Below are 26119 nucleotides of genomic sequence, written 5' to 3' on the forward strand. Positions count from 1 at the left end.
TTTTCTATACCCTTTGGATTTTATTGGATAATCAACACGCCTGACTTTCGTTTGAATTTGTAAAGATTATGTTAAAGTCGTTTTTTTCTCTTGTTTTATATAAGTATGTAGTTATATACTTATTAAAGGGAAGAGTAAGTATGGTTATACTACCATATCCATTTCGTGGATATGAAAGATGTGACATCATTATTTAGTGTGAGAGGAACAAAATTGCAAATAAAGGGATTTAGGAGTATCATATTTCATTTTCGCTCATATATATAAGTAAATAACTATATAATCATAAAAGAATAGGAGGTGTTTCCATGCAAAAGACAGTAGTGGAAATAGAAAAAGCATCACACGTTTTAAAGTTGTTTGGTGATAAAACACGTTTAACGATCATGGCAATTTTAAAACAACGTGAGTGTTGTGTATGCGAGCTTCTTGAGGTGTTTGACATGAGTCAGCCGGCTATTAGTCAGCATCTTCGCAAGTTAAAAGATGCAGGATTAGTAAAAGAAGATAAGAGGGGACAGTGGATTTATTATTCCCTCAATTCACAAAATGAGTTATATGATTTCATCCAAGATATTCTGCAACATATTCCAGATCAAACAGAGAATATTCGTAAGATTGAGGAAACCAACCCTACGCTCCGTTGCGGTTGTTAACCTACTAATCTACTAATTTAAATTATTAGGGGGGAAAAAATGAATAATACGGGGAAAAAACGTCTATCGTTTTTGGATCGATACCTCACGCTTTGGATTTTCCTTGCTATGGCAGCAGGAATTGGCTTAGGATTTGTCTTTCCAGGCTTTGTAGACGGAATGAACAGTTTGCAGGTAGGGACCACATCAATTCCAATTGCGATTGGCTTAATTTTAATGATGTATCCTCCGTTAGCAAAAGTTCGTTATGAGGAGATTGGGCGCGTCTTTAAAGATGTGAAAGTATTAGTGTTATCGCTCGTACAAAACTGGATTATTGGACCGATTCTTATGTTTTTGTTGGCGATCATATTCTTACCGGATAAACCGGAATACATGGTCGGACTCATCCTAATCGGTCTGGCACGTTGTATTGCGATGGTGATTGTCTGGAATGATTTAGCGAAAGGAGACAGGGAGTACGCAGCTGGATTGGTGGCGTTTAACTCTGTATTCCAAATGCTATTTTACTCTGTTTATGCGTATGTGTTTGTGACGATCATTCCAGAATGGTTAGGACTAGAAGGTGCTGTCGTTAATATTACAATGATGGAAGTCGCTAAGTCGGTGTTCATTTACTTAGGAATTCCGTTTCTTGGCGGAATGTTGACGCGCTTTTTGTTGGTAAAAGCAAAGGGCAGACAATGGTATGAAAAAGTATTTATTCCAAAAATCAGCCCGATTACATTGATTTCTTTGTTGTTTACGATTATCGTCATGTTCTCTTTAAAAGGAGACGTCATTGTAAGCTTGCCGTTGGATGTAGTGAGAGTTGCCATTCCATTGTTGATTTACTTTGTGTTGATGTTCTTCGTTTCCTTCTTCTTAGGGAGGAAATTTGGAGCGAGCTACCCTGTAACCACAACACTTGCCTTTACAGCCGGCAGTAATAACTTTGAGTTAGCGATTGCCGTAGCTGTTGGCGTGTTTGGGATCCATTCTGGTGCAGCATTTGCAGCTGTTATTGGACCACTGGTGGAAGTGCCTGTCATGATTGCGTTAGTCAACGTGGCACTATGGTTTCAACGAAAATACTTTAAAACAGAATCAGTATCATACTAACAACAGAGGTGGAAGGAAACATGAAAAACAAAAAGATCATTTACTTCTTATGCACAGGTAACTCTTGCCGCAGCCAAATGGCAGAAGGATGGGCAAAAAAATATCTTGGCGACGAGTGGGAAGTGTACAGCGCCGGTATTGAAGCGCATGGACTAAATCCAAACGCGGTAAAAGTCATGAAAGAAGTAGGAATTGATATTTCGAACCAGACATCGGATATCATTGATCCGGAAATTTTAAATAAAGCGGATTTGGTAGTAACATTATGTGGTCATGCAGCGGACCATTGTCCAGTAACCCCACCAAATGTGAAACGTGTTCATTGGGGATTTGATGATCCGGCAAAGGCGGAAGGAACGGAGGAGGAAAAATTAGCTGTATTCCGTCGTGTTCGCGATGAAATCGGCGCGCGCATCAAAAAATTTGCTGAAACAGGCGAATAAGACAAAATGACAGCCGAGAAGAATCTTCTCGGCTGATTTTACAGGAGGGGAAATCATGATAAAAATTGGTGAAATTTTATTCTATTTTCTAAATTAAAAAGTTGCAATATGCAAATAATGTGATATAAATAATTATAGAGGTGAAAAAATGGAAAACATTAGAGAGTTGTTTCAAGTGATGACACGTCGTTTTGGATTGCTAAATAAAAATTGCTGTTCGATTGATGATGTAGATATTTCTCTCGTTCAAAGCCATATTCTTTATGAAATTGACAAAAGAGAATCTCCTTCCATGCAACAAGTGGCTGAAGTATTGGGAATGGATATTACCACGTTCAGTAGACAGATTCAAAATTTAGTGAAAAAGGGATTAGTAAAAAAAACGCCACTCCCTGAAGATCGAAGGGTATATACGTTATCGTTAACCACCGAAGGAAAGTTTATCGCAACAACCATTGATCGAGAAATAAATCGATATCTAGAAGAAGTGTTTTCGCATATGACGGAATTTGAGAAAGAAACCGTGATTCGTTCGATTAAATTGTTGAATGAGTGCATGGCAAAATCAAGTGTATGTTGTAAACCGTTATTTTGAGGCAAGTATATCTAGGCTTGCCTATTTGTTAAATTGATAGTTGCAATTTACAAATAAAATAAGGAGAGATAATTAATGAGCATAGCGATTTTTCAAGACTTTCTCTATATTGCGTTAGAATTAACTCTTTTGTTTTTGGCTATTTCGTTCGTCATTAACTTTCTAGAAGGATATATTCCTTATGATAAAATGCAAAGTTTGTTAACAAAGCGCCATCCGTTATTCGGAGCACTGATTGCCGTCGCATTTGCCTTTGTGACACCGTTTTGCTCCTGTTCTACGATCCCGGTTGTCGTATCGCTTTTAAATCAGAAAGTCCGTTTCGGTATTGTGATGATTTTTCTATTTGCTTCCCCTGTACTCGATCCAACCATATTGACACTCATGGCTGCGACACTCGGAGTAAAAGTGGCGATTTCTTATACCATTATCACAACCATTTTATCCATACTGATTGGTTTCACGCTTGAAAAACTCGGATTTGAAAATCAAATAAAGCAAGTGATGGTGAAAGGAGAGGTGGAGATCGGAAAAAAACGAAACATGAAAGAAGCTTTACAGGAGACCTTTCACTTAATGAAAACGGTTTATCCATATTTGCTTTTGGGTGCAGGCATTGGAGCCATTATTCATGGTGCTGTACCGACAGAATGGATTTCAACCTATATGGGAGGTGATAAGTGGTGGCTTGTTCCACTTGCAGCAATCATCGGAATTCCTTTGTATATCCGTCTTTCCACGATGATTCCCATTTCGCAAATGTTGATTACAAAAGGCATGGCATTAGGACCAGTCATGGCGTTGATGATTAGCTCAGCAGGAGCAAGCTTACCGGAGATCACATTATTACACAGTATCTTTAGAAAGAAGCTGGTCTTTGCGTTTGTAGGTTCTGTCATGACGATGGCAACGTTATCAGGATTTTTATTCTATATCATTTAAGGAGTGATAACTTATGAATCACGTTAATAACGATCAAATCCGACAAAATGTCCGCAGCCGCTATAAGCAAATTGCGCTGCAGGAAGTAAATTCTAGAAGCTGTTGTTCAGACTCTTCCGGATGTTGTGGTACACCTAATGAGGTATCAGCAAAACTAGGATACTCGGATGAGGAATTATCTGCCGTGCCAGAAGGAGCTAATCTTGGACTTGGTTGCGGCAACCCGCTAGCAATTGCGGAATTGAACCCCGGAGATGTGGTGTTGGATCTTGGTTGTGGTGCCGGTTTCGATTGCTTTTTGGCTGCTCGTCAGGTCGGAGAAACCGGGCGCGTCATTGGTGTGGATATGACACCAGAAATGATCAGCAAAGCACGCAACAATGCTGCCAAGGGTGGCTTTACCAATACTGAATTTCGGTTAGGAGAAATCGAATATTTACCGGTGGCAGATGGTTCGGTGGATGTCATTATTTCCAATTGCGTCATTAATCTTTCTCCAGATAAGCCCCAGGTGTTCAAGGAAGCCTATCGTGTGCTGAAACCAGGAGGGCGCCTTGTCATTTCCGACGTTGTGGCGACGGCAGAACTTCCATCGGAAATCAAAAACAATATGGATGTCTTGTATTCGGGCTGCGTATCAGGAGCAGCATCGATTGGTGAACTGGAATCCATGTTACAACAGAGTGGATTCACACAGATCACCATTGAACCAAAAGATGAATCGAAGGAGTTTATCAAAGATTGGGTGCCTGGAGCGAACATCGAGGATTACATTGTTTCTGCGATCATTAAAGCAATGAAACCTTAAAAAATGTGGTGTAACAGATCGGAACTCGTTGGGGAAGAAAAGCGTGAGTGTTGCTAATGTTACATGGAAAAGGCATTAGGCGATTCCTAGTGCCTTTTCTGTATGAAAATAAGGAGGGATTTTTCATATGAACATTCGTAGCTTTCGCAAAGAGGATTGGATGCAAGTGAAGGAAATTTACGAGCAAGGAATTGCGACAGGACAAGCAACGTTTGAAACGACAGCACCATCGTTTGAAAAATGGGAATCGACCATTGCCGCAAATTTATGTTTGGTCGCTGAAAACGAAGAAGGCATTCAAGGCTGGTGTAAGATAAGTAAAGTATCGGATCGCTGCGTGTATGAAGGGGTGGGAGAGGTGAGTGTGTATGTTCGAGATGTGAGTCGAGGAAAAGGAGTGGGAAAAAAACTTCTACAAGCTATGATCAAAGAATCCGAGGCAAAAGGATTTTGGACATTAACAGCAGGGATTTTCCCTGAAAACATACCAAGTTTACGTTTACATCAAAGTGTTGGATTTCGTGAAGTTGGTATCCGACAACGTATAGGAAAGTTAAATGGGGTATGGCGTGATGTGGTATTGCTTGAGCGCCGCAGTCCAGTTGTAGGTATAGATTGATCATGACTTTTAGATTATGTAATTACTTTGTATATAAAAAAGTGGCAGATTATTCTTGGATTCATAGCGGACCAAAATAAATCTGCCACTAAAATTAGATCCAAATACAATTGTGCCGTTTCCATATACCATTCTGTCAATGTACAGCCCCTCGTTGTGGGTTATGTCCTCCTCTGCAAAAAACAGTATATTTTGTTAATTGTATTTAACTTTTTCCAAGGCTCTTTTGTTATTGGATGAAACGAAGATCATGAATTAAAAAATCTTTTTTTATCGGACAGCTAGGAGTGTAAAGACATTCAGCTAACGATTGTTGTTGGAGTTTGTTTGCCATTGCTCCTTTAAAGAAGGCAATGGCTTTTTTATCATTTGTTATTAATTTTAAATGTTCATTGTTTTTTCCGAATACTTGGAATTGCTTGATTACCAGCGGTGAGCAATAAAACAACGGCTTTGGAAATGACATTCCGAATGGTTCTAAAACGCCTAAGTCATCAAAAATATGCATAGGGAACTGATGTAAGGGAATTGTACTAATATATTTTAATTTTGGAGTTAGTGGCGGTTCGTCTAAGGCTGCTAGTTGAATCGCTTCTTTAAAAGCATGGATATGGTCGAAATCGAGTGGCATCGAAAAACCAGCAGCGGCTCGATGACCACCGTATTTGGTTAAGAAGTGGGAGCACTTCTTAATCACATTAATGATGGAAAAATCAGTCGTGTTTACACTTCTGGCAGAACCGGCTCCTGTCAAGGAAATCACAACCGCTGGCTTTTTGAATTTATTTGCTATTTTTGCGGCGATGAGACCGATTATTCCGCTGTGAAAATCATCGCAAACGACAATAACATTTTGTTTGTACCATTGGTTTTGAATAATTTGTTCCTCAATACGTTGGAATTGTTCTTTTGTCATTTGTTGCCGCTTTTTATTTAAAGTAATTAATGCGTAAAGATCTGCTTTTGTACATAAAGGGTTGACTAGGATATCGACAGCTTCGTTTGGATCTCCAATTCGTCCCGACGAGTTAAAAATCGGTCCAATTTGAAAGCTAATGGTGGAACTATCGACATATTTAATTCGTAACATTTCAAAGAGTTTTTTTAATACAGGGGTTGGTGTATAGTTCATTTTCTGCAATCCAAGTTTACAAATAATACGATTTTCTCCTTTGAGAGGCATTAGATCCGCAATCGTACCTAATGTCGCAAACTCAATAAATTCGTAAACATGTTTATCCCATGGAATTTTTCCCGCCATAAATAGTGCCTGTACGACTTTTAAAGCGACTCCCGCACCGGATAGATGCGGAAACGGATAAGTGTTGTCATGTCGTTTCGGATTAATAAACGCATAACAGTCAGGATGCGGACCTAAAACTTCGTGATGATCCGTAACAATGACATCCATTCCTCTTCTTTTTGCGACTTCCATGGCAGAGTGGGCACTTGATCCATTATCTACTGTAATAATTAAAGAGACATCTTCCGGAATTTTTTCTATTGCTTTCGGTGACAAACCGTACCCTTCATTACGAAGCGGCAATCGATAATGGACATCTGCTTTAAATTTCTTTAAAGCTTTGTACAGGATAGCTGTTGCTGTCATTCCATCTACATCATAATCACCATAAATCAGAATTTTTTCTTTTTGTATCAAAGCTTTAATAATGCGTATAATCGCTTTTTTCATGTCATTCATGAGAAATGGATCATGAAAATCATCTATAGTCGGAAATAAGAATCGTGATACTTTTTCGCAATTGTCGATGCCGTGAATAAACAAATGGTGCATCAGTACAGGTTCGATATCAAACTGTCTTGCCATATAGGTGATTAAAGCTTTATTTGGATGTTTTTCTAGTGGTGTATCAAACGGTACCCAATCCATACTTACCGTCCTCTCGTGAGTTGTAAAACCAAGCATATTTTTTAGCTTGAAAAACGTTTAATGTTTGAAAAAATCGGTCGGATGGGATGTTTTTTGTTCCGTAGTATTCTTGGTAAAAGCGCAAAAGGTACTCTGGAGGACGGTTATATGTTAAATACTCTCTGTAAAGATCGATTGGTATTGGGAATGCGTTTTCGTATTCAATTCCTCCTTTTGACAACACAAAATACAACTCAAATGGCGTGTCGATTTCAAGCGAACTCATTACTTCTTTATAAAAAATGACACCCGAATTTTTGTAAGAGATCAGTTCTTTTTTTAGATGAAGCAGATTCTGAAATTGATTAGTATCGAGCAATTGGCGTAAGGTGATCGGTTTCATGCTGTCAACTCCATTTACTGAATGTTTAATACGATTTCAATATCCTTTTCATCAAGTAAAATCACTTTTTCAACAATCGTTTTAATGAATGATTTTGCTTCCTGGACTGGTAAAACATCGATTGCATCGATCACATTGTTTATTTTTTCTTTCACCATTGCCTCAAGCTTTTTTACATCCACTAAAGAAGCATTTTCCGCTTTTTGAGCTTCTGCAATGATTTGTTCCATCCGCTTTTTTTCTTCATTTAAATCCTCTAACTCAATGAGTCCTGCCGTGTACGCTTCCACTTTTCGTTTATAACGGTTTTTGGCGGCTCGAATTTTTTGCTCGATTGTGCTCTCTTCGTTTTCAGCAGCCCTTTGAATAAGATGAGGAATCATTTGGGTGTTAATCGAATCGGCTAACTTTAATAACCCATGTTTAAACCATGACTCCACATCGTCAGCGCGGTACTGTTTGCTTGTACACGTTCCTTTGTTTTTGTTAGCGGAACAACGATAAACACGATAGCGATTTTTCGGTGAACCTGACCAACCAATGCTCATTCCTGAACCACATCTGCCGCATTTTAATAGTCCACCAAGCAAATGGGGACTTGTTTGTGCTCGAGGTGCCATTTGTTTTTTATTTACTCTTTTTTGTACTTGTTCCCATGTAACTTGATCAATAATAGCTGGACAAGCGTCTTCAACGACAACCCAATCGGCATCATCTTTTTTTACCCGCTTCGATTTACTGGAGTCGATACGGTTCCAAACCAGAGTTCCTTTATATACGGGATTGGTAAGCATTCGTTTAATAGCACGAATCGACCATTCCTTTTTTTGACGAGAAGCTATTCCTTCTTCATTTAGCTTTTTAGCAATCGCATAGTAGCCGAGCCCTTTATTTAGATACCAATCATAAACGTTTCGAACGATTTGTGCTTCTGGTTCATAAATAACTAATTCTTTATTTACATCTAATCTGTAACCGTAAGGGCTTTGTGTTAACCATTTTCCTTGTCTGGCTGCGTGCAGCATGTTTTCAAAAACACGTTCCCGAATTCGTTCCCGTTCAAACTCGGCAACCGCACCTAGGACTTGGAGTGTAAGACGTCCGGACGGAGTATTGGTGTCAAACGATTCGCTAATCGAAATAAATGAAACGTTATATTCTTGGAACGTATCAATTAATTTCAAAAGATCCAATAATCGCCTGCTCAAACGGTCCAATTTCGTGACTAATATTTTTGAAATCGTACCTTTTTTTACTTCCTGTAATAAACGGTTTAACTCCGGACGATCAAGATTTTTAGCAGAATAACCGTCATCTATAAAAAGTAGTGGTTCCTCATTCCAACCCATTGCCCGGCAGTAAGCTTTTAACCGTTCTTGTTGTTCATCGAGCGAAACCCCTTCCCGAGCTTGTTCGTCCGTAGAAACGCGGCAATATAAAGCAATCGATCTTTCTTGAAAAGTGTCTTTCATACAGATTGCCTCCAACTCTGTTTGTCCATATCCCATATATATGTTTGGATGAAGCAAACAATGAGTTTGAACGATTAACAGGGTTGTCCTATCCCATTCTTCGCATATGTATGAGCAAAGGGGGAATACCGATGGAAGATGTGAAAGTCCGCTTCTCCGTAAATAGCAGTTTAGGAAAATTTTCATTTGACGACATCCACGATCTTCATAGCCACCCTGTTGCTCAAATGATCCAAGAAAAAATGGTTGCATGGGAACAGAAGTTTAAGGGAAGCGCAATTCATCACTTATTGCATAAAGAAATCGGTCAGGAACAAGCAAAACAGATTCAAGTTGCCTTCCAACAAAAAGAGAGCCAACCGGTCGATGGTTAGGCTCTCCTTTTTTGTTAATTTTATTCATTATTATGAACAGATGTTTATTATTATGAATAAAATTACCAAAATTTGTTCATCATAAAATTAGCGAGTGGAGTTTTCATTCAAAAACAAATGAACTCCTCGCTCCAGTGTGGAAAGGAGGTAATCAGCAATTTCTGGGTGCTTTTGTTCCAATTCCTTTAGTTGTCGCATGACATGTTGGATCCGAATATCGAATTCGCTATCAGTGGAATGTGTTGTTTCAACAGGAAGGAGTGAGAGTTCTTCTTGAAGTTTTTCGAGAAGTGAAAGCTGAATGGTGTCTGTTTTACCCGTTTCTAAATTGCTGAGATAAGCGGGAGAAACATTTAACCGTTCAGCGAAAGCATTTAAACTGATTCCTTTTTGTTTTCTTAGCACACGAATTCGTTCTCCTATATGTTGCAACATATTCGAATTCCTCCATAAAAATGGCTAGACGCATGTATTTTCAAAGAAATACAGGTTTGGTTAGAAACAAAGGCTTTATTGTATTTCAACATTCATCTAAAAAAATCCTGTTTGTAAGCTTAAGTTTTAGAAAAACATCATAAATTTTTTGAGGAGAGATAGAAATGAAAAGAAAAATCCCAAAAGTAACTTGCCAAGTCGTTTCTATTCAATATGTTCATGATCCAGAGGCAGCTGAAAAGTGGTTTGACTTGTACACAGATATTATTTTGAAGCAAATACAGAACAGGCAAGAAACGAAAAGGGACTCGGAGGTGTTGGATGATTGAAAACGGTTGCTTACTACCGCAACTCGATTAGCAAAGAAAAGCAGAAGTTATCCATTGAAATGCAAATGCAGCATGTGCATGAGGTAGCAGCAAAAAACCGTTTATTGATCGATGATGAGTTTATGGATCGAGAAACGTCCGCCAGAAAAAAGAAAATGGAAGAGAGAAAGGGCATGGCGCAGCTAATCGAGGAAATAAAAAAGGGGCGCGTAAAAAATTTAATTGTGTACAGCCGTTGCCGCTTGGCACGAAATGTACAACAGTATATGAGTTTATATGATTTACTAAGGCAGCATAAGGTAAATGTCATTTTCGCAGCGGACTTTGAATTTCCTATGATGTATACGGCGGAGGCTGAATTAATTGAACGGATTGTCGCCGCCATGAACCAGGAAGATGCTGAAAAATTGGTTCAAAAATTGCAAGATTCTAAAGTAACTGTAGCAAGAGAAGGAAAACATGCTGGGGGACGTATTCCATTTGGGTATCGATCACCCCGAGAGGATCTTGAAGAGGATAAGGAGGAGTCTGATTGGATTTTAGTTGAAGAGGAAGTAAAGACAATCCAAAACGTTTATGATTTATTTTTGCAAAAAGATTTTAGCTCCCTCACAAAATTTGTAGAGATAGTAAACGAATTGGGACTGCGCTTTAAAGATAATAAGGAATGGAACTATTCTAATATGCAAAACGTTCTTACAAACCCTATTTACAAAGGAAAAAGAATATCTCACATAAAGGGAGAAGAAATTGAAAAAGATGTGCCGCATCTTAAGATTGTCGATGAAACAGTATGGGAAAACGTTCAAAAGAAAATGAGTAAGGTTGTAAAGAGACGCAAAAAATCAAAAGAAAATCAAAATGAAAACCATGTATTTTTATTAAAAGAGCTTGTTTATTGTGATGAATGTAATCAAGTAATGCATGGCAAGCCACATCAATTAAAGGGTAAAACGTTTTTAGTGTATAAATGTAAAAAACATTCCAAAGTGCGAGCATCAAAAGATTGGTTAGAAAACACAGTTATTGAACATGCGAATGAGTTCTTTAACCAAATTATTCATACGCAATTTGCGGAGGTTATTGAGAAAATATACAAGGGAGAAACGAAGGGATATATCGAAGCCATTAAGCAAATTGACCGTGAACTGAAACAGTTAGAGGAAAGTATGGTACAGAGAGTGGAGCATGCTCTGGCAAAGGAAGAAGAACTTCAATTAAACAAGTCGATGTTACAGATGTTAAAGAAATATGAACAAAGCTTGTTTGTTAAATCCGAATTAGAATCCAGGATTTTCGAAATGAACGAAAAGTTTAAGACGATACATGATTGGAAACAGGAATCATCGTTGAAAATGATTGATCCGGACATGGAAGACGATCAAAAAATAGAATTGCTGCAGGACATTATCTCTCGTGTTCGGGTCAGTAAAGAGAAAATTGAAATTATTTTCCGTCATCCATTATTTACAGGATTGGAGGGAAGGGAAGAAATTGGACTTATCTAAGATTTTGACACCAGGCATGAAAGGGGTTTTTTATGGTCGGCATTCCACGCATAAGCAGACAATGGAAACACAGCGTCGTAGCGCCTATGATTTAGCCGAAAAATATCAGTGTACAATTGTGGAGGAAATTCTGGACGAGGGAGTGTCTTCACGAAAAAAAGATCGTGAAGGATATAAGAGATTGATTGCTGCAGCTTATGAAAAGAAATTTGACTTCGTTATTATCTACTCACATTCCCGCATTGCACGCATACCTGAAGAACATGATCTGATACGCGCAACGATGCATATATTAGATATCCCAATCATCGAAAGTGAAACAGAAAGTTTATATGATTTTGGCGACACTATTTTTAGAGCGATTAAAGATGGAATAGCCAAATATGAGCTGGATAAAATCCGGATCAATACAAAAAATGCAATTGAAACGTTGGCGAAAAATGGACGATGGACAGGTGGCAGGGCTCCGTTTGGGTATCAGTATACTTCCAAAAAGGAAGGAGGAACTGAAAAGTTTGATATAGTGGAAGCTGAAATAGAATTGGTGAAAAAAGTGTTTGAGTTATATAAAAATCATCATGGTTTTTCATCTATTGCCAGACAGCTTCCTGAAAACAGTTATCGTGGAAAAGCATGGACTAAGGACCGTGTAAAAAACATCATTACGAATCCCTTTTATGCAGGTTATATCGCAATCAGAAGAAAACACGAAAAGAAACACAATGCGTTAAAAGACAGAAGTGAGTGGATAATGAAAAAAAGTCCACTTATTCCGGCGGTTTTAACGATTGAAGAATGGGAATATTGCTGGAATCTATACAAAACAAAGAACGAGAGAAAAATTCCACCGAAACACTTTAAAACATCTTTTCTGTTAACAGGTTTGTTAAAGTGCCAAAATTGTAATGGGGGGTTAATTGGAAAAGATCAGCGAACGACGAGCAACCAGGGAAAAGTATATGGAAAGAAAGTGTATTTATGCAAATCATGCAATTATAAAATAGATGCAGATGATGCACATCAAACGGTATTAAAAGTATTCAAAAGTTATCAAGGTATAGATACGGAGAAACTGATCTCGGCTGTTCAGGAAAAAGTGGAAACAGAAATTAGCAGCATCATGAAAAGTATTGAGGATTTAAAAGTGTCATGGCAAACAGAAAAACGAAAACTCCAGCTTTGCGATATTGAAATTGAAAAAGCCTTTAAAAGGGAGGAAGAAAAGGAACCTCACATCAAAATATTGATCATTACAAAAGATCGAATCCTAAACAAAGTTCATCAAATTGAACGTTGGATTGAGGAAAAAGAGGCAAAAATGAAATTCTTAGAAGGGGTTCAAAAAAATGAAAATTTAATTAAAGATCATTTAAAACAATTTCAGGCGCCTGTCTCTAGTTGCAATGAAGATATGCGAGCATTGTTCCTGTATTTATTTGAAGAAATCATGGTTAATAAAAAAGGACATTTGCAATGTAAACTACGCTTCAATTTAGATGATAAATGATACAAAAATCTCCTCATTTGCAGGAGATTTTTTATTTATGTAATAACATATCTCGGTGATTAGGTGCATATATTGGTAGGTAAAGCAATTTTTCTCGGTAATTAAGGGTAGGACCCGATCGGAATTAACCCCAAATTACCGATATTGATACGACTGAAATTCAAGAAAAACCTTTGATTTCAAGGGACAAGCTGGGGTTTGTCCTAATTTTATTATGGACAAGAAAGTCCTTTTTTAAAAGTTCTCGGTTATTTGGATAGAGGAGATTTGTAAACTCGGTAATTAGGTTGGTTAAGTATTACTGTTACATCTTATCGATCCAATGTCAAAGATGATTAGACCAACTGCGTTGAAGAATATGTTAGTGCAATACCGTGTCAATGCTTAAAACTGAATAATGAGAATTAGAAAAAGAAATCGAAACTAAACAACAAGATCCAATTCTATTCTCATTACAACTTTAAACAAGGAGGAGAGAACTTCCTTGTTTTTTAGCGACTAAAATAAAGTTACATCACTAATGTTATGATCATAAATTTACCTTGATTCAAAATTAGATTAGGCGAACAAGCAAAATTGTTCGGTTTTGGAGTAGTAACAAGGAAAATCTAAGAATTTGCAGTTCGGTAAGGAGATAGTTCAGTGATCCCTCAACTATCCCTTTGCCGAACTAAGTGGGACAAAAAGAAGGCTTGTCCCCTTTGGTATCAAGGAGTTTCGAACTCTTTGTAATTTCGTGAATTCACGTTCGTGATCGGAAGTTCGGTGTCGGGGTAGTAATGGAAGTAAAGGAGTTCGGTAATGTAGTGTTTACTCTAGTAAATTTATGTATGTAATCTTGGCTTATTTTATTAGTCTAGGTAAATATTACTTTTTTTTCTAAATGAGTTTATAATTACTGTTAGTTAGAGGTTGAATTTTTGAGGAGGGAAAGACGATGAATTCTCCATACATTTCGAGGGTAAAAATAAAGAATTTTAGAAATTTCCAAAGTGTAGATATTTCTTTAAGTCATAAACAAGTCATTATTGGTGAAAATAATGTAGGGAAAACCAATTTTTTAAAAGCAATTCAGCTAATATTAGACCCAACACTATCCGATGAAGATCGTTATTTGACTGAATCAGATTTTTATGAGGGTATCGAAAATCCTATGGAAAAAGGTGAAGAAATTGAAATAGTTATAGAAATTCGCGGGTTCGAACATAACAAAAATATTTTGTCAGTTTTATCAGATGCTACTGTTTCTGACGCTCCACCAACGTTAAGATTAACTTACCGCTATTATCCTGTTGAAAAAGAGGATGGAACTAAAGATTATGAATACATCATTTTTCAAGGAGATAAACCTGATAAAATTTTCAAACATAGCCATCGAAAATATCTTAATATGAGGATTATTAATGCAATTCGTGATGTGGAGAGCGAATTGAGAAATTCACGAAAATCTCCTATTAACCAGCTACTTAAACAATATGAAATTGACAAAACAGAACTTAAAGAGCTTGCTGAGAAGCTTAAACAGAAAAGTGATGAAGTTTTAACATTAGATGAAATAAAAGATTTAACTAATAAAATTAATACACGGTTCAAAAAAATTATTGGTGTTCAACCAGATTCAATTGTATCGTTGGAAACGATTGATATCGATCCAAATCGCATTTTAAATACCCTTAAACTAATGATGGGAGATAAAAAAAGACCTACAAGCGAGACTAGTTTAGGAATAAACAATATATTGTATATTGCATTAATTCTTTTGCAATTAGAGGATAGAACAATACCAACGTTTTTAAAAAAAGAAAAATTTGAAGAACTATCCAAAAAAGAGGGAAGAGAAATCCTTATTTCTTCTTACGAAGAAAATGGGAACGGCAATTATTTTTTAAAAAGTGACTTATCGAATGATGAGATAAAACAACTATATTCTTTTATGGATACATATAACCCGGTTAATCAAGGATTTACCATTTTAGCTATTGAAGAGCCAGAAGCACATCTTCACCCTACATTACAGAGAATTATCTACAAGGACGTTATGCATGGAAATTCTTCGGTTCTTATGACGACACATTCACCACATATTACTTCAGTTGCTCCGATTGACTCAATTGTACATATGCGCTGGACAAGTAGTGGAACAAAAGTTTATACCAGTTCAAATATTAACCTTACTTCCTTAGAAAAAAGGGATCTTGAGAGATATCTTGATGTTAAACGTGGCGAAATATATTTTGGTAAAGGTGTTATATTAGTTGAGGGGATTGCGGAAGAGTATTTAATACCGAGATTTGCTGAATTAATGGGAAAACCTTTAGATCAAAAAGGAATTGTAGTATGTAACATTAACTGTACTAATTTTAAACCTTATGTGAAATTTTTGGATGTATTAGGAATCCCTTATGTTGTAATTACAGACGGTGATTATTATGTAATGAAGGAAGATGCAAAAAAAGAATATCATGTTTTACATGATGGAAGTCATAAGTCCTATGGATTTTTAGGGCTTGAGAAAATTGCTGAATTAATCATAGATTTACAAAAGATTGAACAAAGTCAACTCCCTTCTTGCTTAAAAAAACAAAGGGATGCATTTAGCGAGAAAGGATTTTTTGTTGGAAACTACACTTTAGAAGTAGATATTATGGAGAAAAGTCAAAGTAATCAAGATGCTAAGAAAATAATCTGTGAAGTATTTAATGAGTTGACTACTGGTGGCGATAAACAAAAAAGAAACTTTGCAGAAGAGTTAGATCAAGGAGAGTATTTTAAATGCTTAAGAAAAATTGAAGATAATATTGGAAAAGGGCGTTTTGCACAACGGTTATCTAGTATATGTATAAAGGAACAAATTCCAGATTATATAAAGAACGCAATTGATGAAATTTATAAAAGAGTGAGTGAGATTTAACAATGGATTTATTTAAGGAAAAACTGAATCAAATTAAAAAAGATAAAGATCAATACGAAGCTTTTTTATCAGAAAATAATACTGTCGTTATTGCAGGACCAGGTAGTGGCAAGACAACAGTATTGACTTTAAAAATAATGAAATTATTAATGGAAGAAATTAAACCTCCGCGAGGATTAGCTTGCGTTACATTCAGTAGGGCAGCTGCAAAAGAATTCAAAGATCGCTTAAATGACTTAGGATATCAGAAACGAGAGAATGTTTTTTTGGGTACAGTCCATTCGTTCTGTATTTCGGAAATTATTTCTCCGTTCGCTCACTTATACAATTACGATATACCATTACCTATAAAGATTGTAGCTGAAAAAAAGAAGAAATCTCTTTTTAAAAAAATAATTCAGGACTTTCAATTAGAAAACACAAATATAAGAATTGAAGATATGGACAAGGAAAGAACACTTAACATAAAAGGGATTAGTGAGGTGGAAATTCCTACATATGATCTCGCTTTAAAAGTGGCTATTGAGTATGAAAAACGTCTTCATGCTGAAGGTTTTGTTGATTTTGTTGACATTGTAAAATATGCCACCTTACTAATTCAAAATCATGAATATGTAAGAAGGTGTTTGGAAGCAAAATTTCCTTGGATACTAATTGATGAGTATCAAGATCTTGGAAAACCACTTCATGAGATGGTACTTTCCCTGTTGAAGAATACAAATATAAAATTCTTTGCGGTAGGGGATCCTGATCAATCTATACATAGTTATAATGGAGCAATTCCTGATTACTTAAATGAATTATATGGTTTACCAAATATCAATAAAGTGAGATTGAAAACTAATTATAGAAGTAATCAAGATATTATTGATGCTTCAGAATTAGCACTTGGAGATAAGCGAGAGTATAAGGCTGGAGCAAGGTTAAACGAAAATGCCGAATTTCATTTTATTACATGTGAAGAAGAAATGTATGATCAATATGTTAAAGTTGCAAAAGAAATAATCCCTTCCTGCATGAAAGCTGGAATACCTTTAGAGGAAATAGCGATTATGGTTGGTTATAATAACCAAGCAAAAGAGCTTGGAGCTATTCTGAGTCGCGAGGGAATTCCGTATTATATAACAAAGTTTGAATTTCAACGGACTGATGTAGTTATGTGGCTAGAACGTTGCGCTTTATGGTGTATAGATAAAAGCAAAGAATCATTCGATGATTTAGTTGAATTTTGGATTCATCTTAATAGACAGCATCAGAAATTTATCATTACAAATGAATTGATTTTTTTTAGAAGAAAATTATTTGATGTTTTAACTTCAAGCATAAAGCACAACCATTGCTTAAGCAAATGGTTAACATTTGTGATTCATAACCTTGAACTGTTATCGCTCTTAAAAGATTCTCATATTTATCCTGATGAAGTTGATAATCTAAAGCAATTAATCAAAACATCTACTAAAGGTGAATTCTCTAATTACAATTTGGATAAATTTAGTAAATTAGGAAAGCCGGAAGATCAGGTGACTATTACTACAAGGCATGGCTCAAAAGGATTGGAATTTGAGGTGGTTATTTTGTTGGGGATGGAGGATGATCACTTTCCGTCATATAAAAATAAACGAGATCCAAGGAAATTAAGCGAAGACCGCAGAGTGTTTTTTGTTTGTATCAGTCGAGCAAAACGAGTTTGTTATCTTTTAAGATCTAAAAAATATACAAAGGAAACTCAATACGGAATAAAGACATTTAATTATAAGCCTTCTGAATTTTGGGAGATATTGTATTCCAAATATGGTGAAAAAGTTCCTAGTTCGTAGGTTTATCTTAATTTTTTTTGTACGCTGAATAGATATTTTGTCATCTAAGTATTTTACTTTTATTTGTTATAGTTAAAAAAACAGCAAACGTTGTCTTTGGTCATTGGCTCACTTGTCTTCCAAATTAATGTTTGTAATGGGGAGTTTGGTGATAACGGATTTATTTTTAATAAATTTATGCTTGTAAAATTAATTAAATCTAATTATTATGTTAAAATTTATACCGTCTTAATTTAGGGGGGGGGGTAAATGTATGATTAAAAATATATTGAAGGAAGTAGAAAGTTCTAGATGTTCTACATATTTATCAACAGAGAATCAAGAAAGTTTAAAAAAAATTGTTTCGGATACAACAATGTTAAATGTGCTAGAAAAAATTTCAGTAGATAATGACTTGACTAGGATAGTTGATAAGATTATAAATGACAGAAATTTTAATGAAATAGTAAAACAAGCAGATTTAGTAAAAGATGAATATAGACCAATTCATAAACAAACCCTTACTAAAGATATGATTCTAGAAAGAATTATTCGTTTTATTAACTGTTCTTTACAAACAGATGAAGTTAATGACCCAATGGTACCTACTGAATATAAGCATCCATTAGTTTCTGGACAGGTTGTCAAAGTATTATTTTCTGGGGTTGGAAGTGAAATCGATAATGAGCATTTTGCTATAGTGTGGGAGACTAAGTCCAATCGAGATCAAGTTGTAGTTATTCCTACTACGAGTCTCAAACCAACGACAAGGGAAACTAAAAACTTTTTTAATATCGGTAAGATTCCTCCATTTAGTAAACAGACAGTAGTGAGTCTTGAACAGTTAACCTGTGTAAGCCGGAAAAGAATAGTGGAATACCTTTTTAATGACGGAAGGGGTAATATGGTACAGGCAATAATAAACCAAGATCAAAGGCGCAGAATTGAAGATGGATTCAGGGTAACCCTGTTAAGACAAAAAACACTTTTAGACGAGTTAATTAATCAGAGAAAAGATTATGTACCTGAATTTATCAATTACAGTGTACAAGTAAAACATTTACATCGACCAATAAGAAATGTGAGTTTTGACAGTTCTAAACTTATTACAAAATATCAATTATTTAATGACCTTAATCAATATGAAATAAAATGGCATAGAACAAAGTTAAATAGGAGTGACAGAAAAAAAATGTTGAAGTCTTGGGCATATTCAATAGCAGAGATTGATCCAATTAGTAAATCGGTTATTAAGGATCGAGATACAAAACAACAAGAGCTCTACAGACAACTTTTGGGTACAAAAATAATTTAAAAAATGTTGACATTCAGTAATTAATGTTATAAGATTTAAGTAGAAATAACTCTGCTGGTGGATCCGGCATAAAATATTACATAATTTTAGCCTGTGGATCGGGTAACTAAAAACTAAAAGGGACTCATTTTTGAGTCCTTTTTAGTTTATTATTATGTCTTCATCAAAAAAATCCTTGTCTGAAACTTCATTTATATAGAAATTTAAGGTGTTTCCACAATGTGAACATCTGTTTTTGTATCGGTTATTCAATAATTGGATAGTTTTTTGAGCTGCATCTAAAGAAAGTGCCTGAACAACAAATTTATACTTATTATTAGCACAGTTGATATTTCCACAGCCAACAACGATGTTATATCTTGACATCTTGAATACCCCTCTTTTATTTATTATTTACTTTACCTCTTATTTAGAAATATATTCTTCGGTTACATGTATATGAAAACTGATTTTTTGATTAGTTAAAGGTTAGGGGTTTTTGGTATATGGTTTTAAAGAATTTAATTGAGCATACACTAGACGTAATGTATTGTTTAGGTAATTATGAGAAAACAAAAACTATTAAGGTTTTATCGTCTAAGCACCTTAGCTAAACGAAGGTTGGGCGACGTATTGGCATCAGCGCATTTTGCGGGAAATGGACTTAACGAGCGATGAAGCCATTGAATTCGCGAAGTTAAATGCCAACGTTGTGCAGCCGTCGCGCACCGGCATCAATCCGTACTATTTAGGGCTGAAAATTTTTGAGGACATCGAAGAGCGCTGGAACAACCCGACGGAAGAGATGAAAAAATACGGTGTCAAGCCAGGCTCAGGACGGGCGAAAATTTTTGAAGTGCGCGAGCTGGAATCCGATATTTCGTTTTTGCGCAACTATTTGACGAAAGAGCTGATCATGCGGGAAGATATGTACTTATTCCAAAAACAAGGGAAAGATTACAAAATTGTCGACAAGCATTGGGAACATATCCGCGACCAACTCGTCAGCATGCGGGTGAACGGCGGATTCCCGTATATCACGGTCAATGACGGCGATTATATGCGCAACGGAGAGCTGTATTTAAAACATTGGTATGAAGGGATCGAACTCGATCTGAAGTATTTGGAAAAAGTGCTGCCATACATTTATCAGTTGTGGGGCCGTCCGGTCCATATGGAGACGGTTGTTGAAGAGAAGCCGATGTTGTTTACGTATGACGGGAAGACGGTGCATCGGAAGTATTTGTGATCACGAACGGCAGGGGCATCCTGCTTTTTTTGTTTGTCACGGCAGATATGTGAAAAATGTCACAAATTATTCGAATTTGCGATGGATAAGAGCGGGAAGTTTATGGGATAATAAACACAACTGGTTTGTGATGTTTATCACAATTATGTCATGTAGGACTTTACGGAGGGGAATGAACGTGTGGAAACGGCAAGAAACGTGGCTCATATGGATTAGTTTTTTGGCGGCGGCCGCCGTGTTCGTTTCGTTGATGGGACGGCTGTTTTCACAGGGGGGATGAAATATGCGCGAGTATGATTCAGTGTGGCTCAGCCGTGTGCTGACAGAGTTGACGCTGACGTTTCACATCATTTACGCCACGATCGGCGTTGGGATTCCGCTTATGATCGCCATTGCCCAGTGGATTGGGATTCGGAAACATGATATGCATTATATTTTGCTTGCCCGTCGTTGGACGCGCGGCTTTGTCATCACGGTGGCGGTCGGGGTTGTGACCGGAACGGCGATCGGCTTGCAGCTGTCGCTTTTATGGCCGAACTTTATGCAGCTGGCTGGCCAAGTGATCAGCTTGCCGCTGTTTATGGAGACGTTCGCCTTCTTTTTTGAAGCCATTTTTCTCGGGATTTATTTGTATACATGGGACCGATTTGAAAACCAGAAAAAACATTTGCTGTTGCTCATTCCGGTGGCGGTCGGCTCTTCGGCTTCGGCCATGTTTATTACGATGGTGAACGCCTTTATGAACACGCCGCAAGGGTTTGAGATGAAAAACGGCGAGCTCGTCAACATCGACCCGATCGCCGCGATGTTCAATCCGGCCATGCCGACAAAAGTCGCCCACGTGCTGGCGACGGCGTATATGACGTCGGCGTTCGTGCTCGCTTCGATCGCGGCGTGGCATTTATGGAAGGGCAACCGACACGTGTACCATCGCAAGGCGCTTCATTTGACGATGAAAACGGCGCTCATTTTTTCCGTAGCGAGCGCTCTTGTCGGCGACTTGTCAGGCAAGTTTTTGGCCGAATACCAGCCGGAAAAGCTGGCGGCGGCCGAATGGCATTTTGAAACGAGCTCCCACGCGCCGCTCTTGTTATTTGGCACGCTGACGGAGGATGGGGAAGTGAAGTATGCCATTGAAATTCCATATGCGTTAAGCATTTTGGCGCACAACCACCCGGGGGCGGTCGTGACGGGGCTGAACGACATTCCGAAAGATGAGCGCCCGCCGCTTTATATCCACTATTTGTTTGATGCCATGGTGACGATTGGCGTGTTTTTAATGATTTTATCGGCTGCTTATTGGCTTGGATCGATTTTTCGTTGGAAATGGACAGCGAAAAACTGGTTTTTTGGATTGTTGACCGCAGGGGGGCCGTTGTCGATGATCGCGATTGAAGCCGGATGGTACTTGGCGGAAGTCGGCAGGCAGCCATGGATTTTGCGCGGTTATATGAAAACGGCCGAGGCCGCAACATCGTCTGCCCATGTCGATGTGATGCTTGTGTTGTTTTGTGCGTTATACCTCGTATTAGGAATCGCAAGCGTGATCGTCCTTGTCCGTTTGTTTCGCCAAAACCCGATTGAGCGGGAGCTGGCGGAGCGCGGGGAGGTGGCGCCATGACGCTCGAAGTGGTCGGGATTTCGGTGCTATGGCTGTTTTTGTTCGGCTACATTATCGTGGCTTCAATCGACTTCGGAGCTGGGTTTTTCAGCGCCTACAGCCATTGGGCGAACAAACAACATATTTTGCATCGCATCATCCAGCGCTATCTGTCGCCAGTATGGGAAGTGACAAACGTCTTTCTCGTCTTTTTCTTTGTCGGAATCGTCGGCTTTTTCCCGAAAACGGCGTATTATTATGGCTCGGTGTTGCTTGTTCCGGCCAGCATTTCGATTGTTTTGCTCGCCATTCGCGGCTCGTACTATGCGTTTCACACCTACGGAGGGACGGAGCGGAACTGGTATTTGCTTGTTTACGGATTGACAGGCTTGTTGATTCCTGCCTCGCTGTCGATCGTTTTGACGATTTCGGAAGGCGGATTTGTTGAAAAAAACGGCCATGCATTGGCGCTTGATTACGGTGCGTTGGTTGCCAGCCCGCTGTCGTGGAGCGTCGTGTTACTGAGCGTTACAAGCGTCCTTTACATTTCCGCCGTGTTTTTGACGTATTATGCGAACGCGGCCGGGGATGAGCGGGCGCGGGAGCTGCTGCGCCGCTATGCCCTTCTTTGGAGCGGGCCGACGATGTTGTCGGCGCTGCTCATTATTTACCAGCTGCGCTACCATAATCCGGAGCATTACGCCAACTTATGGAAGATGGCATGGATGTTGGCTGTTTCATTTTTGTTTTTTGCCGCTACCGTGTATTGGCTTTGGAAAAAGCAACGGTTCGGCCGGGCGTTTATCGCACTGGTGTGTCAATACGCGTTTGCATTTTATGCGTACGGTATTTCGCATTATCCGTATTTGCTTTACCCGCACTTGACGATTTACGATGGGTTCACCAATGAAACGATGGCGGTGGCGTTAATTGCGGCGTTTATCGCGGGGCTGTTGCTGCTCATCCCGTCTTTGTATTTGTTGATGCGCCTCTTTTTGTTCAATAAAGCGTACGTCAAAGGGAAATGGGAAGGAGGGAAAGGATGATGCAAACGTTTTTGATCATGTATGCGCCGCTGATGATTGTTGCCCTTTCCGTCGTTGCCGCCTTTTGGGCCGGATTGAAAGATGCACGGATCAATGACTGAACGCGATGGAGACAAGGATGCATAGTTTGCCGCCAATCGCTCACACTAGCGGATGACAACGAATCAAGGAAGGGTGGGCGATCATGAAAGAAGTGCTGCAACGTGTAAAAGAACAATTGGAGCAGGCATTTGAAGAGCCGCGTTCGACGAGCCTTGACGGGGCGCTCCATGAGCTTGAACAATTGAAGGCGAGCTCTGGGGAGAAGAAACAAATGATTGAAGACGTCATTCGCGCCGTCACCCATGCGCGCAATGCACGAATGGAGCTGGCCGAGGCTGGAGATGAATCGGCGACGAACGCCTTCGCTGAGGCGTATCGGGCGCTGGATCAAGCGATTGAATCGTACAGCGGCGTCGATAACGACCCGGTGTAAGACGGATGGGGGCCCCCTCGGCCTTCATCTGTCGGAAATACGCGGAAGGCGGATGGATTGCAAGCGTTTGGCTGACGTGTTATACTGATTGGCAGCCAAGTAAATACAGGGAATGTTTTCTAGGGTTCCGCAGCTGCCAGACGGCTGGCCTGTGACCGAGAGAAAACGCGCGGCGCGGCTCGCGTACACGGAGGGACAAAAGCCCGGGAGGAGCATCGTTTCGATCGTTCTCGCGGCTTTTTTATTTTCGCTAAAAAAGGAGGACGGGGCATGGCGTGGGTTTGTTTAATAGTTGCTGGTTTGTTCGAAGTTGTATGGGCGATCGCGCTGAAATATACGAACGGGTTTGCCCGCTTTTGGCCTTCTGTTGTGACGATTGCGGGGATGGCGGCGAGCTTTTACTTTTTATCACTGGCGATAAAAACGTTGCCGATCGGCACCGCCTATGCGGTGTGGACGGGAATCGGAGCGCTCGGGGCGGCCTTGGTCGGCATGTTGTTTTTAAACGAGCCGGTCAACGCGCCGCGGGTGACGTTTTTGCTTTGCATTCTTGTCGGAGTCATTGGTTTGAAGTTTACGGCGGGGCAATAAATTGGATTCATTTCTTGTCAAGAAAAAGAGTTGACAACAGGTATAAATATTGAATATCATGGAAATATAAAAACGAATATAGTTTCTTTTGTTAAAGGGGAGTAGCTTTAACAGCAAAGTCGTCAGTTCAGGGCGCACGCCCTCGGCTTTGTTGGCAACGGCGACGTTGTTAGCGAGACCTTTACCGATGTGGGTAAAGGTCTCTTTTACTTATGAAGGCCTTTACCAAGGATGGTAAAGGCCTTCTTTCATGTCATGAAACAAAAGGGGGGAAGATAATCGTAAAAGAAGATAGGTTCGGCTTCAAAAAGAACAAAAAGCGGAGGGGATGACATGCGCAAATGGTGGAAACGGCTTCGGTTCATCGTCCATGTCCGGCGTTTTCTACCGTTTTTGTTCGAATTTTTCGTTTCTCATGAAGTGCCAATGCGAAAAAAATTGTTTTCCGTCGGTTTGCTGCTTTTGTATATAGCGCTGCCGCTTGACCTCATTCCAGATTGGCTTGCGTTGTTTGGTTTGATCGATGATTTGGCCGTCTTCCTATTTATTTTGCAACAAATCATTAACATGGCACCTATTTCATTAAAAGAAAAATATAACTTGTAAAGGGGGATTGTTCCATGGATCTATTGTCAGCAGAGTTTTGGACGGCGTTGCTGTCGATCGTCATTATTGATCTTTTGCTGGCAGGGGATAACGCCATTGTGATCGGGTTGGCGGCGCGCAACTTGCCCAAACACCAGCAAAAAAAGGCCGTTGTCTGGGGGACGGTAGGCGCTGTCGTCATCCGGGCGCTGGCGACGATTTTTGTCGTCTGGCTGCTGAAAATCCCAGGGCTTTTGCTTGTCGGCGGCGTGTTGCTTGTCTGGATCGCCTATAAGCTGCTTGTTGAGGGGAAGGGCCATGACGATGTTGAAGCCGGGGGGAGTTTATGGGAGGCGATTCGCACGATCATCATTGCCGATGCGTTGATGGGGCTTGACAACGTATTGGCGGTTGCCGGAGCCGCGCACGGAAGTTTTCTCCTCGTGCTCCTTGGGCTGCTCATTTCTGTGCCGATCATGGTGTGGGGCAGCACGCTCATTTTAAAATGGATCGAGCGCTTCCCAATCATTATTACGATCGGCGCCGGTGTCCTCGCCTGGACGGCGGCGAAAATGATCGTCGATGAGCCGTTTTTAAAGGCGTATTTTGCCAATCCTGTTGTGAAGTATGGATTTGAGTTGTTCGTTGTCGCTGCGGTCATTGCGGTGGGAACGATGAAAAAACGAAAAAGCGCTAAAGAGCCGCAACCGAAAGCCGCCAATGAATAATTGGCGGCTTTGTTCATTAGACAGCTACGGAACGGATGGCCGCCTCCATCTTAATAAAAGAAACTGAAGCAGCCATCCGACGGTCAGCCCTGGGATGACCGATAAGATCGGCAGCCAAATCGGTCCAAAAAATACACCGCCAATCGTCACGTGCGCCGAGTACATCAAGCCGACTGTCACAAAATAGGCGGAGAAGACAAACGGCAAAAACGAGTACGGCGTCCGTCCGCCGCCAGCGTCTTTAAACGCATCCCACATGGCGAAAAAGTATAAACATGGGTAAAACATCAGCCATCCAATATCGATGATGCGGGCGGCCTCATCCGTGCGCCCCAAGAAGCTGAGGCGGATGGCTTCATTGAAATGAGATTGGGTGTTAATCACAAATTCCAACGCAATAAACAAAATTCCTTTTATATACTTTTTGTTCAACAGTTGCCCGAATCCAGGCAAAGCAATGCTCCATAACAATGCTTCGATCGCCTTCACCTTCTCGAACCCTTTACTGAAATAGTAGTTGATCGTTGTTTTGTCCATTGCGCCGTCAGATGGAGCTGGAGACAATCAATGGGTGCTTCATAGTCAGTTGCTGGTTAAGCCGATGGGTGCAATTACATTTTTTGCGCCAAAGACTTGTTTTATACTTTTGTGAAATAGGAATGGGGAAAAACGTTCCTATAGAACCAAACGATACGTTAGTTGAAGATGAAAAAATATCTTTAAATTTTTCAGAATAATGAATATAATAGTAGCGTAAAGGATTTTGACAAATAAAAAAGGAG

General features: G+C 39.2%; 27 protein-coding genes, 1 pseudogene and 1 riboswitch. Of the genes and pseudogenes, 22 read left to right on the plus strand and 6 right to left on the minus strand.

Going from position 1 to position 26119, the window contains the following annotated elements:
- Positions 1-308 precede the first annotated feature (308 nt).
- The 7 genes from ETR37_RS00400 to ETR37_RS00430 all read left to right on the plus strand — a co-directional run bounded on the left by ETR37_RS00400 (position 309) and on the right by ETR37_RS00430 (position 5164).
- The gene (locus tag ETR37_RS00400; RefSeq protein ID WP_020753779.1) at positions 309-656 is read left to right on the plus strand and encodes an ArsR/SmtB family transcription factor; all 348 of its coding nucleotides are present in this window, start codon (positions 309-311) and stop codon (positions 654-656) included.
- A 39-nt stretch (positions 657-695) separates the two neighbouring features.
- Positions 696-1757 carry an ACR3 family arsenite efflux transporter gene (arsB, locus tag ETR37_RS00405; RefSeq protein ID WP_020279843.1) on the plus strand — a complete coding sequence of 354 codons (1062 nt, stop codon included), beginning with the start codon at positions 696-698 and terminating at the stop codon, positions 1755-1757.
- 20 nt (positions 1758-1777) lie between these two features.
- Complete coding sequence (arsC, locus tag ETR37_RS00410) at positions 1778-2200, plus strand: arsenate reductase (thioredoxin) (RefSeq protein ID WP_011230093.1); 423 nt, start codon at positions 1778-1780, stop codon at positions 2198-2200.
- A gap of 148 nt (positions 2201-2348) precedes the next feature.
- The gene (locus ETR37_RS00415) at positions 2349-2795 is read left to right on the plus strand and encodes a MarR family winged helix-turn-helix transcriptional regulator (protein WP_129446769.1); all 447 of its coding nucleotides are present in this window, start codon (positions 2349-2351) and stop codon (positions 2793-2795) included.
- A gap of 75 nt (positions 2796-2870) precedes the next feature.
- On the plus strand, positions 2871-3737 hold the full coding sequence (locus ETR37_RS00420; protein ID WP_129446770.1) for a permease: 867 nt from the start codon (positions 2871-2873) through the stop codon (positions 3735-3737).
- 13 nt (positions 3738-3750) lie between these two features.
- The gene (locus ETR37_RS00425) at positions 3751-4545 is read left to right on the plus strand and encodes an arsenite methyltransferase (protein WP_011230096.1); all 795 of its coding nucleotides are present in this window, start codon (positions 3751-3753) and stop codon (positions 4543-4545) included.
- Between the two features lie 127 nt (positions 4546-4672).
- Entirely contained in the window at positions 4673-5164 is a 492-nt protein-coding gene (locus ETR37_RS00430; protein ID WP_011230097.1) for a GNAT family N-acetyltransferase, read from the plus strand.
- Between the two features lie 229 nt (positions 5165-5393).
- On the opposite strand, the gene recJ is transcribed toward ETR37_RS00430, so the two are convergent.
- The 3 genes from recJ to ETR37_RS00445 are packed head-to-tail and all read right to left on the minus strand — an operon-like array spanning position 5394 to position 8909.
- On the minus strand, positions 5394-7055 hold the full coding sequence (recJ, locus tag ETR37_RS00435; RefSeq protein ID WP_025038998.1) for a single-stranded-DNA-specific exonuclease RecJ: 1662 nt from the start codon (positions 7053-7055) through the stop codon (positions 5394-5396).
- Entirely contained in the window at positions 7036-7437 is a 402-nt protein-coding gene (locus ETR37_RS00440) for a hypothetical protein (protein ID WP_025038997.1), read from the minus strand. Before ETR37_RS00440 ends, recJ begins: the two co-directional genes overlap by 20 nt.
- 14 nt (positions 7438-7451) lie before the next feature.
- Positions 7452-8909: a recombinase family protein gene (locus tag ETR37_RS00445; protein WP_025038996.1), complete on the minus strand. Its 1458-nt coding sequence runs from the start codon at positions 8907-8909 to the stop codon at positions 7452-7454.
- A 131-nt stretch (positions 8910-9040) separates the two neighbouring features.
- Between ETR37_RS00445 and ETR37_RS00450 the strand changes: the two genes are divergently transcribed.
- Positions 9041-9283 (plus strand): hypothetical protein, encoded by a 243-nt coding sequence (locus ETR37_RS00450; RefSeq protein ID WP_025038995.1) that lies wholly within the window; start codon positions 9041-9043, stop codon positions 9281-9283.
- 87 nt (positions 9284-9370) lie between these two features.
- Here ETR37_RS00450 and ETR37_RS00455 read toward each other — a convergent pair whose 3' ends face one another.
- Complete coding sequence (locus tag ETR37_RS00455) at positions 9371-9718, minus strand: helix-turn-helix domain-containing protein (RefSeq protein WP_020753785.1); 348 nt, start codon at positions 9716-9718, stop codon at positions 9371-9373.
- A 164-nt stretch (positions 9719-9882) separates the two neighbouring features.
- Here ETR37_RS00455 and ETR37_RS19005 point away from each other — a divergent pair, with 164 nt between their 5' ends.
- From ETR37_RS19005 to ETR37_RS00480, 6 genes are all read left to right on the plus strand, one after another.
- Positions 9883-10047: a hypothetical protein gene (locus ETR37_RS19005; protein WP_011230102.1), complete on the plus strand. Its 165-nt coding sequence runs from the start codon at positions 9883-9885 to the stop codon at positions 10045-10047.
- Positions 10044-11555, plus strand: coding sequence for a recombinase family protein (locus tag ETR37_RS00460; protein WP_011230103.1), 1512 nt, complete (start codon positions 10044-10046; stop codon positions 11553-11555). Before ETR37_RS19005 ends, ETR37_RS00460 begins: the two co-directional genes overlap by 4 nt.
- A complete protein-coding gene (locus ETR37_RS00465; protein ID WP_129446771.1) occupies positions 11542-13062 on the plus strand; it encodes a recombinase family protein in 1521 nt (506 codons plus the stop codon). The genes ETR37_RS00460 and ETR37_RS00465 overlap by 14 nt, the downstream gene beginning before the upstream one ends.
- Before the next feature lie 937 nt (positions 13063-13999).
- Complete coding sequence (locus ETR37_RS00470; RefSeq protein ID WP_061912287.1) at positions 14000-15973, plus strand: AAA family ATPase; 1974 nt, start codon at positions 14000-14002, stop codon at positions 15971-15973.
- Positions 15974-15975: 2 nt separating this feature from the next.
- A complete protein-coding gene (locus tag ETR37_RS00475) occupies positions 15976-17790 on the plus strand; it encodes an ATP-dependent helicase (protein ID WP_061912286.1) in 1815 nt (604 codons plus the stop codon).
- Positions 17791-18043: 253 nt separating this feature from the next.
- Positions 18044-19084, plus strand: a complete 1041-nt coding sequence (locus ETR37_RS00480) for a type II toxin-antitoxin system PemK/MazF family toxin (protein WP_061912285.1) — start codon at positions 18044-18046, stop codon at positions 19082-19084.
- Positions 19085-19225: 141 nt separating this feature from the next.
- Here the strand turns inward: ETR37_RS00480 and ETR37_RS00485 are convergent, their stop codons facing one another.
- Positions 19226-19450, minus strand: coding sequence for a hypothetical protein (locus ETR37_RS00485; RefSeq protein WP_061912284.1), 225 nt, complete (start codon positions 19448-19450; stop codon positions 19226-19228).
- Between the two features lie 223 nt (positions 19451-19673).
- Here ETR37_RS00485 and ETR37_RS00490 point away from each other — a divergent pair.
- The 8 genes and pseudogenes from ETR37_RS00490 to ETR37_RS00520 form a co-directional block, all read left to right on the plus strand.
- Positions 19674-20312 (plus strand): annotated as a pseudogene (locus ETR37_RS00490) (SpoVR family protein); the annotation flags it as partial.
- 283 nt (positions 20313-20595) lie between these two features.
- Positions 20596-21933 carry a cytochrome ubiquinol oxidase subunit I gene (locus tag ETR37_RS00495; RefSeq protein ID WP_129446772.1) on the plus strand — a complete coding sequence of 446 codons (1338 nt, stop codon included), beginning with the start codon at positions 20596-20598 and terminating at the stop codon, positions 21931-21933.
- The gene (locus ETR37_RS00500) at positions 21930-22958 is read left to right on the plus strand and encodes a cytochrome d ubiquinol oxidase subunit II (protein ID WP_081133096.1); all 1029 of its coding nucleotides are present in this window, start codon (positions 21930-21932) and stop codon (positions 22956-22958) included. Before ETR37_RS00495 ends, ETR37_RS00500 begins: the two co-directional genes overlap by 4 nt.
- Positions 22958-23059 carry a cytochrome bd oxidase small subunit CydS family protein gene (cydS, locus tag ETR37_RS20760; RefSeq protein ID WP_396231578.1) on the plus strand — a complete coding sequence of 34 codons (102 nt, stop codon included), beginning with the start codon at positions 22958-22960 and terminating at the stop codon, positions 23057-23059. The genes ETR37_RS00500 and cydS overlap by 1 nt, the downstream gene beginning before the upstream one ends.
- An 83-nt stretch (positions 23060-23142) precedes the next feature.
- Positions 23143-23433 carry a hypothetical protein gene (locus tag ETR37_RS00505; protein ID WP_081133095.1) on the plus strand — a complete coding sequence of 97 codons (291 nt, stop codon included), beginning with the start codon at positions 23143-23145 and terminating at the stop codon, positions 23431-23433.
- 108 nt (positions 23434-23541) lie between these two features.
- Positions 23542-23645, plus strand: a riboswitch (guanidine-I (ykkC/yxkD leader).
- A 58-nt stretch (positions 23646-23703) separates the two neighbouring features.
- On the plus strand, positions 23704-24024 hold the full coding sequence (locus ETR37_RS00510; RefSeq protein ID WP_013523018.1) for a DMT family transporter: 321 nt from the start codon (positions 23704-23706) through the stop codon (positions 24022-24024).
- 333 nt (positions 24025-24357) lie between these two features.
- The gene (locus tag ETR37_RS00515; protein ID WP_053414427.1) at positions 24358-24630 is read left to right on the plus strand and encodes a YkvA family protein; all 273 of its coding nucleotides are present in this window, start codon (positions 24358-24360) and stop codon (positions 24628-24630) included.
- Between the two features lie 14 nt (positions 24631-24644).
- Complete coding sequence (locus ETR37_RS00520) at positions 24645-25337, plus strand: TerC family protein (protein WP_020755169.1); 693 nt, start codon at positions 24645-24647, stop codon at positions 25335-25337.
- 24 nt (positions 25338-25361) lie between these two features.
- On the opposite strand, the gene ETR37_RS00525 is transcribed toward ETR37_RS00520, so the two are convergent.
- On the minus strand, positions 25362-25826 hold the full coding sequence (locus tag ETR37_RS00525; RefSeq protein WP_033005688.1) for a hypothetical protein: 465 nt from the start codon (positions 25824-25826) through the stop codon (positions 25362-25364).
- Positions 25827-26119: the final 293 nt, after the last annotated feature.

The sequence above is a fragment of the Geobacillus sp. PK12 genome (assembly GCF_004123125.1).
In the GTDB taxonomy this organism is placed as follows: Bacteria; Bacillota; Bacilli; order Bacillales; family Anoxybacillaceae; genus Geobacillus; species Geobacillus zalihae.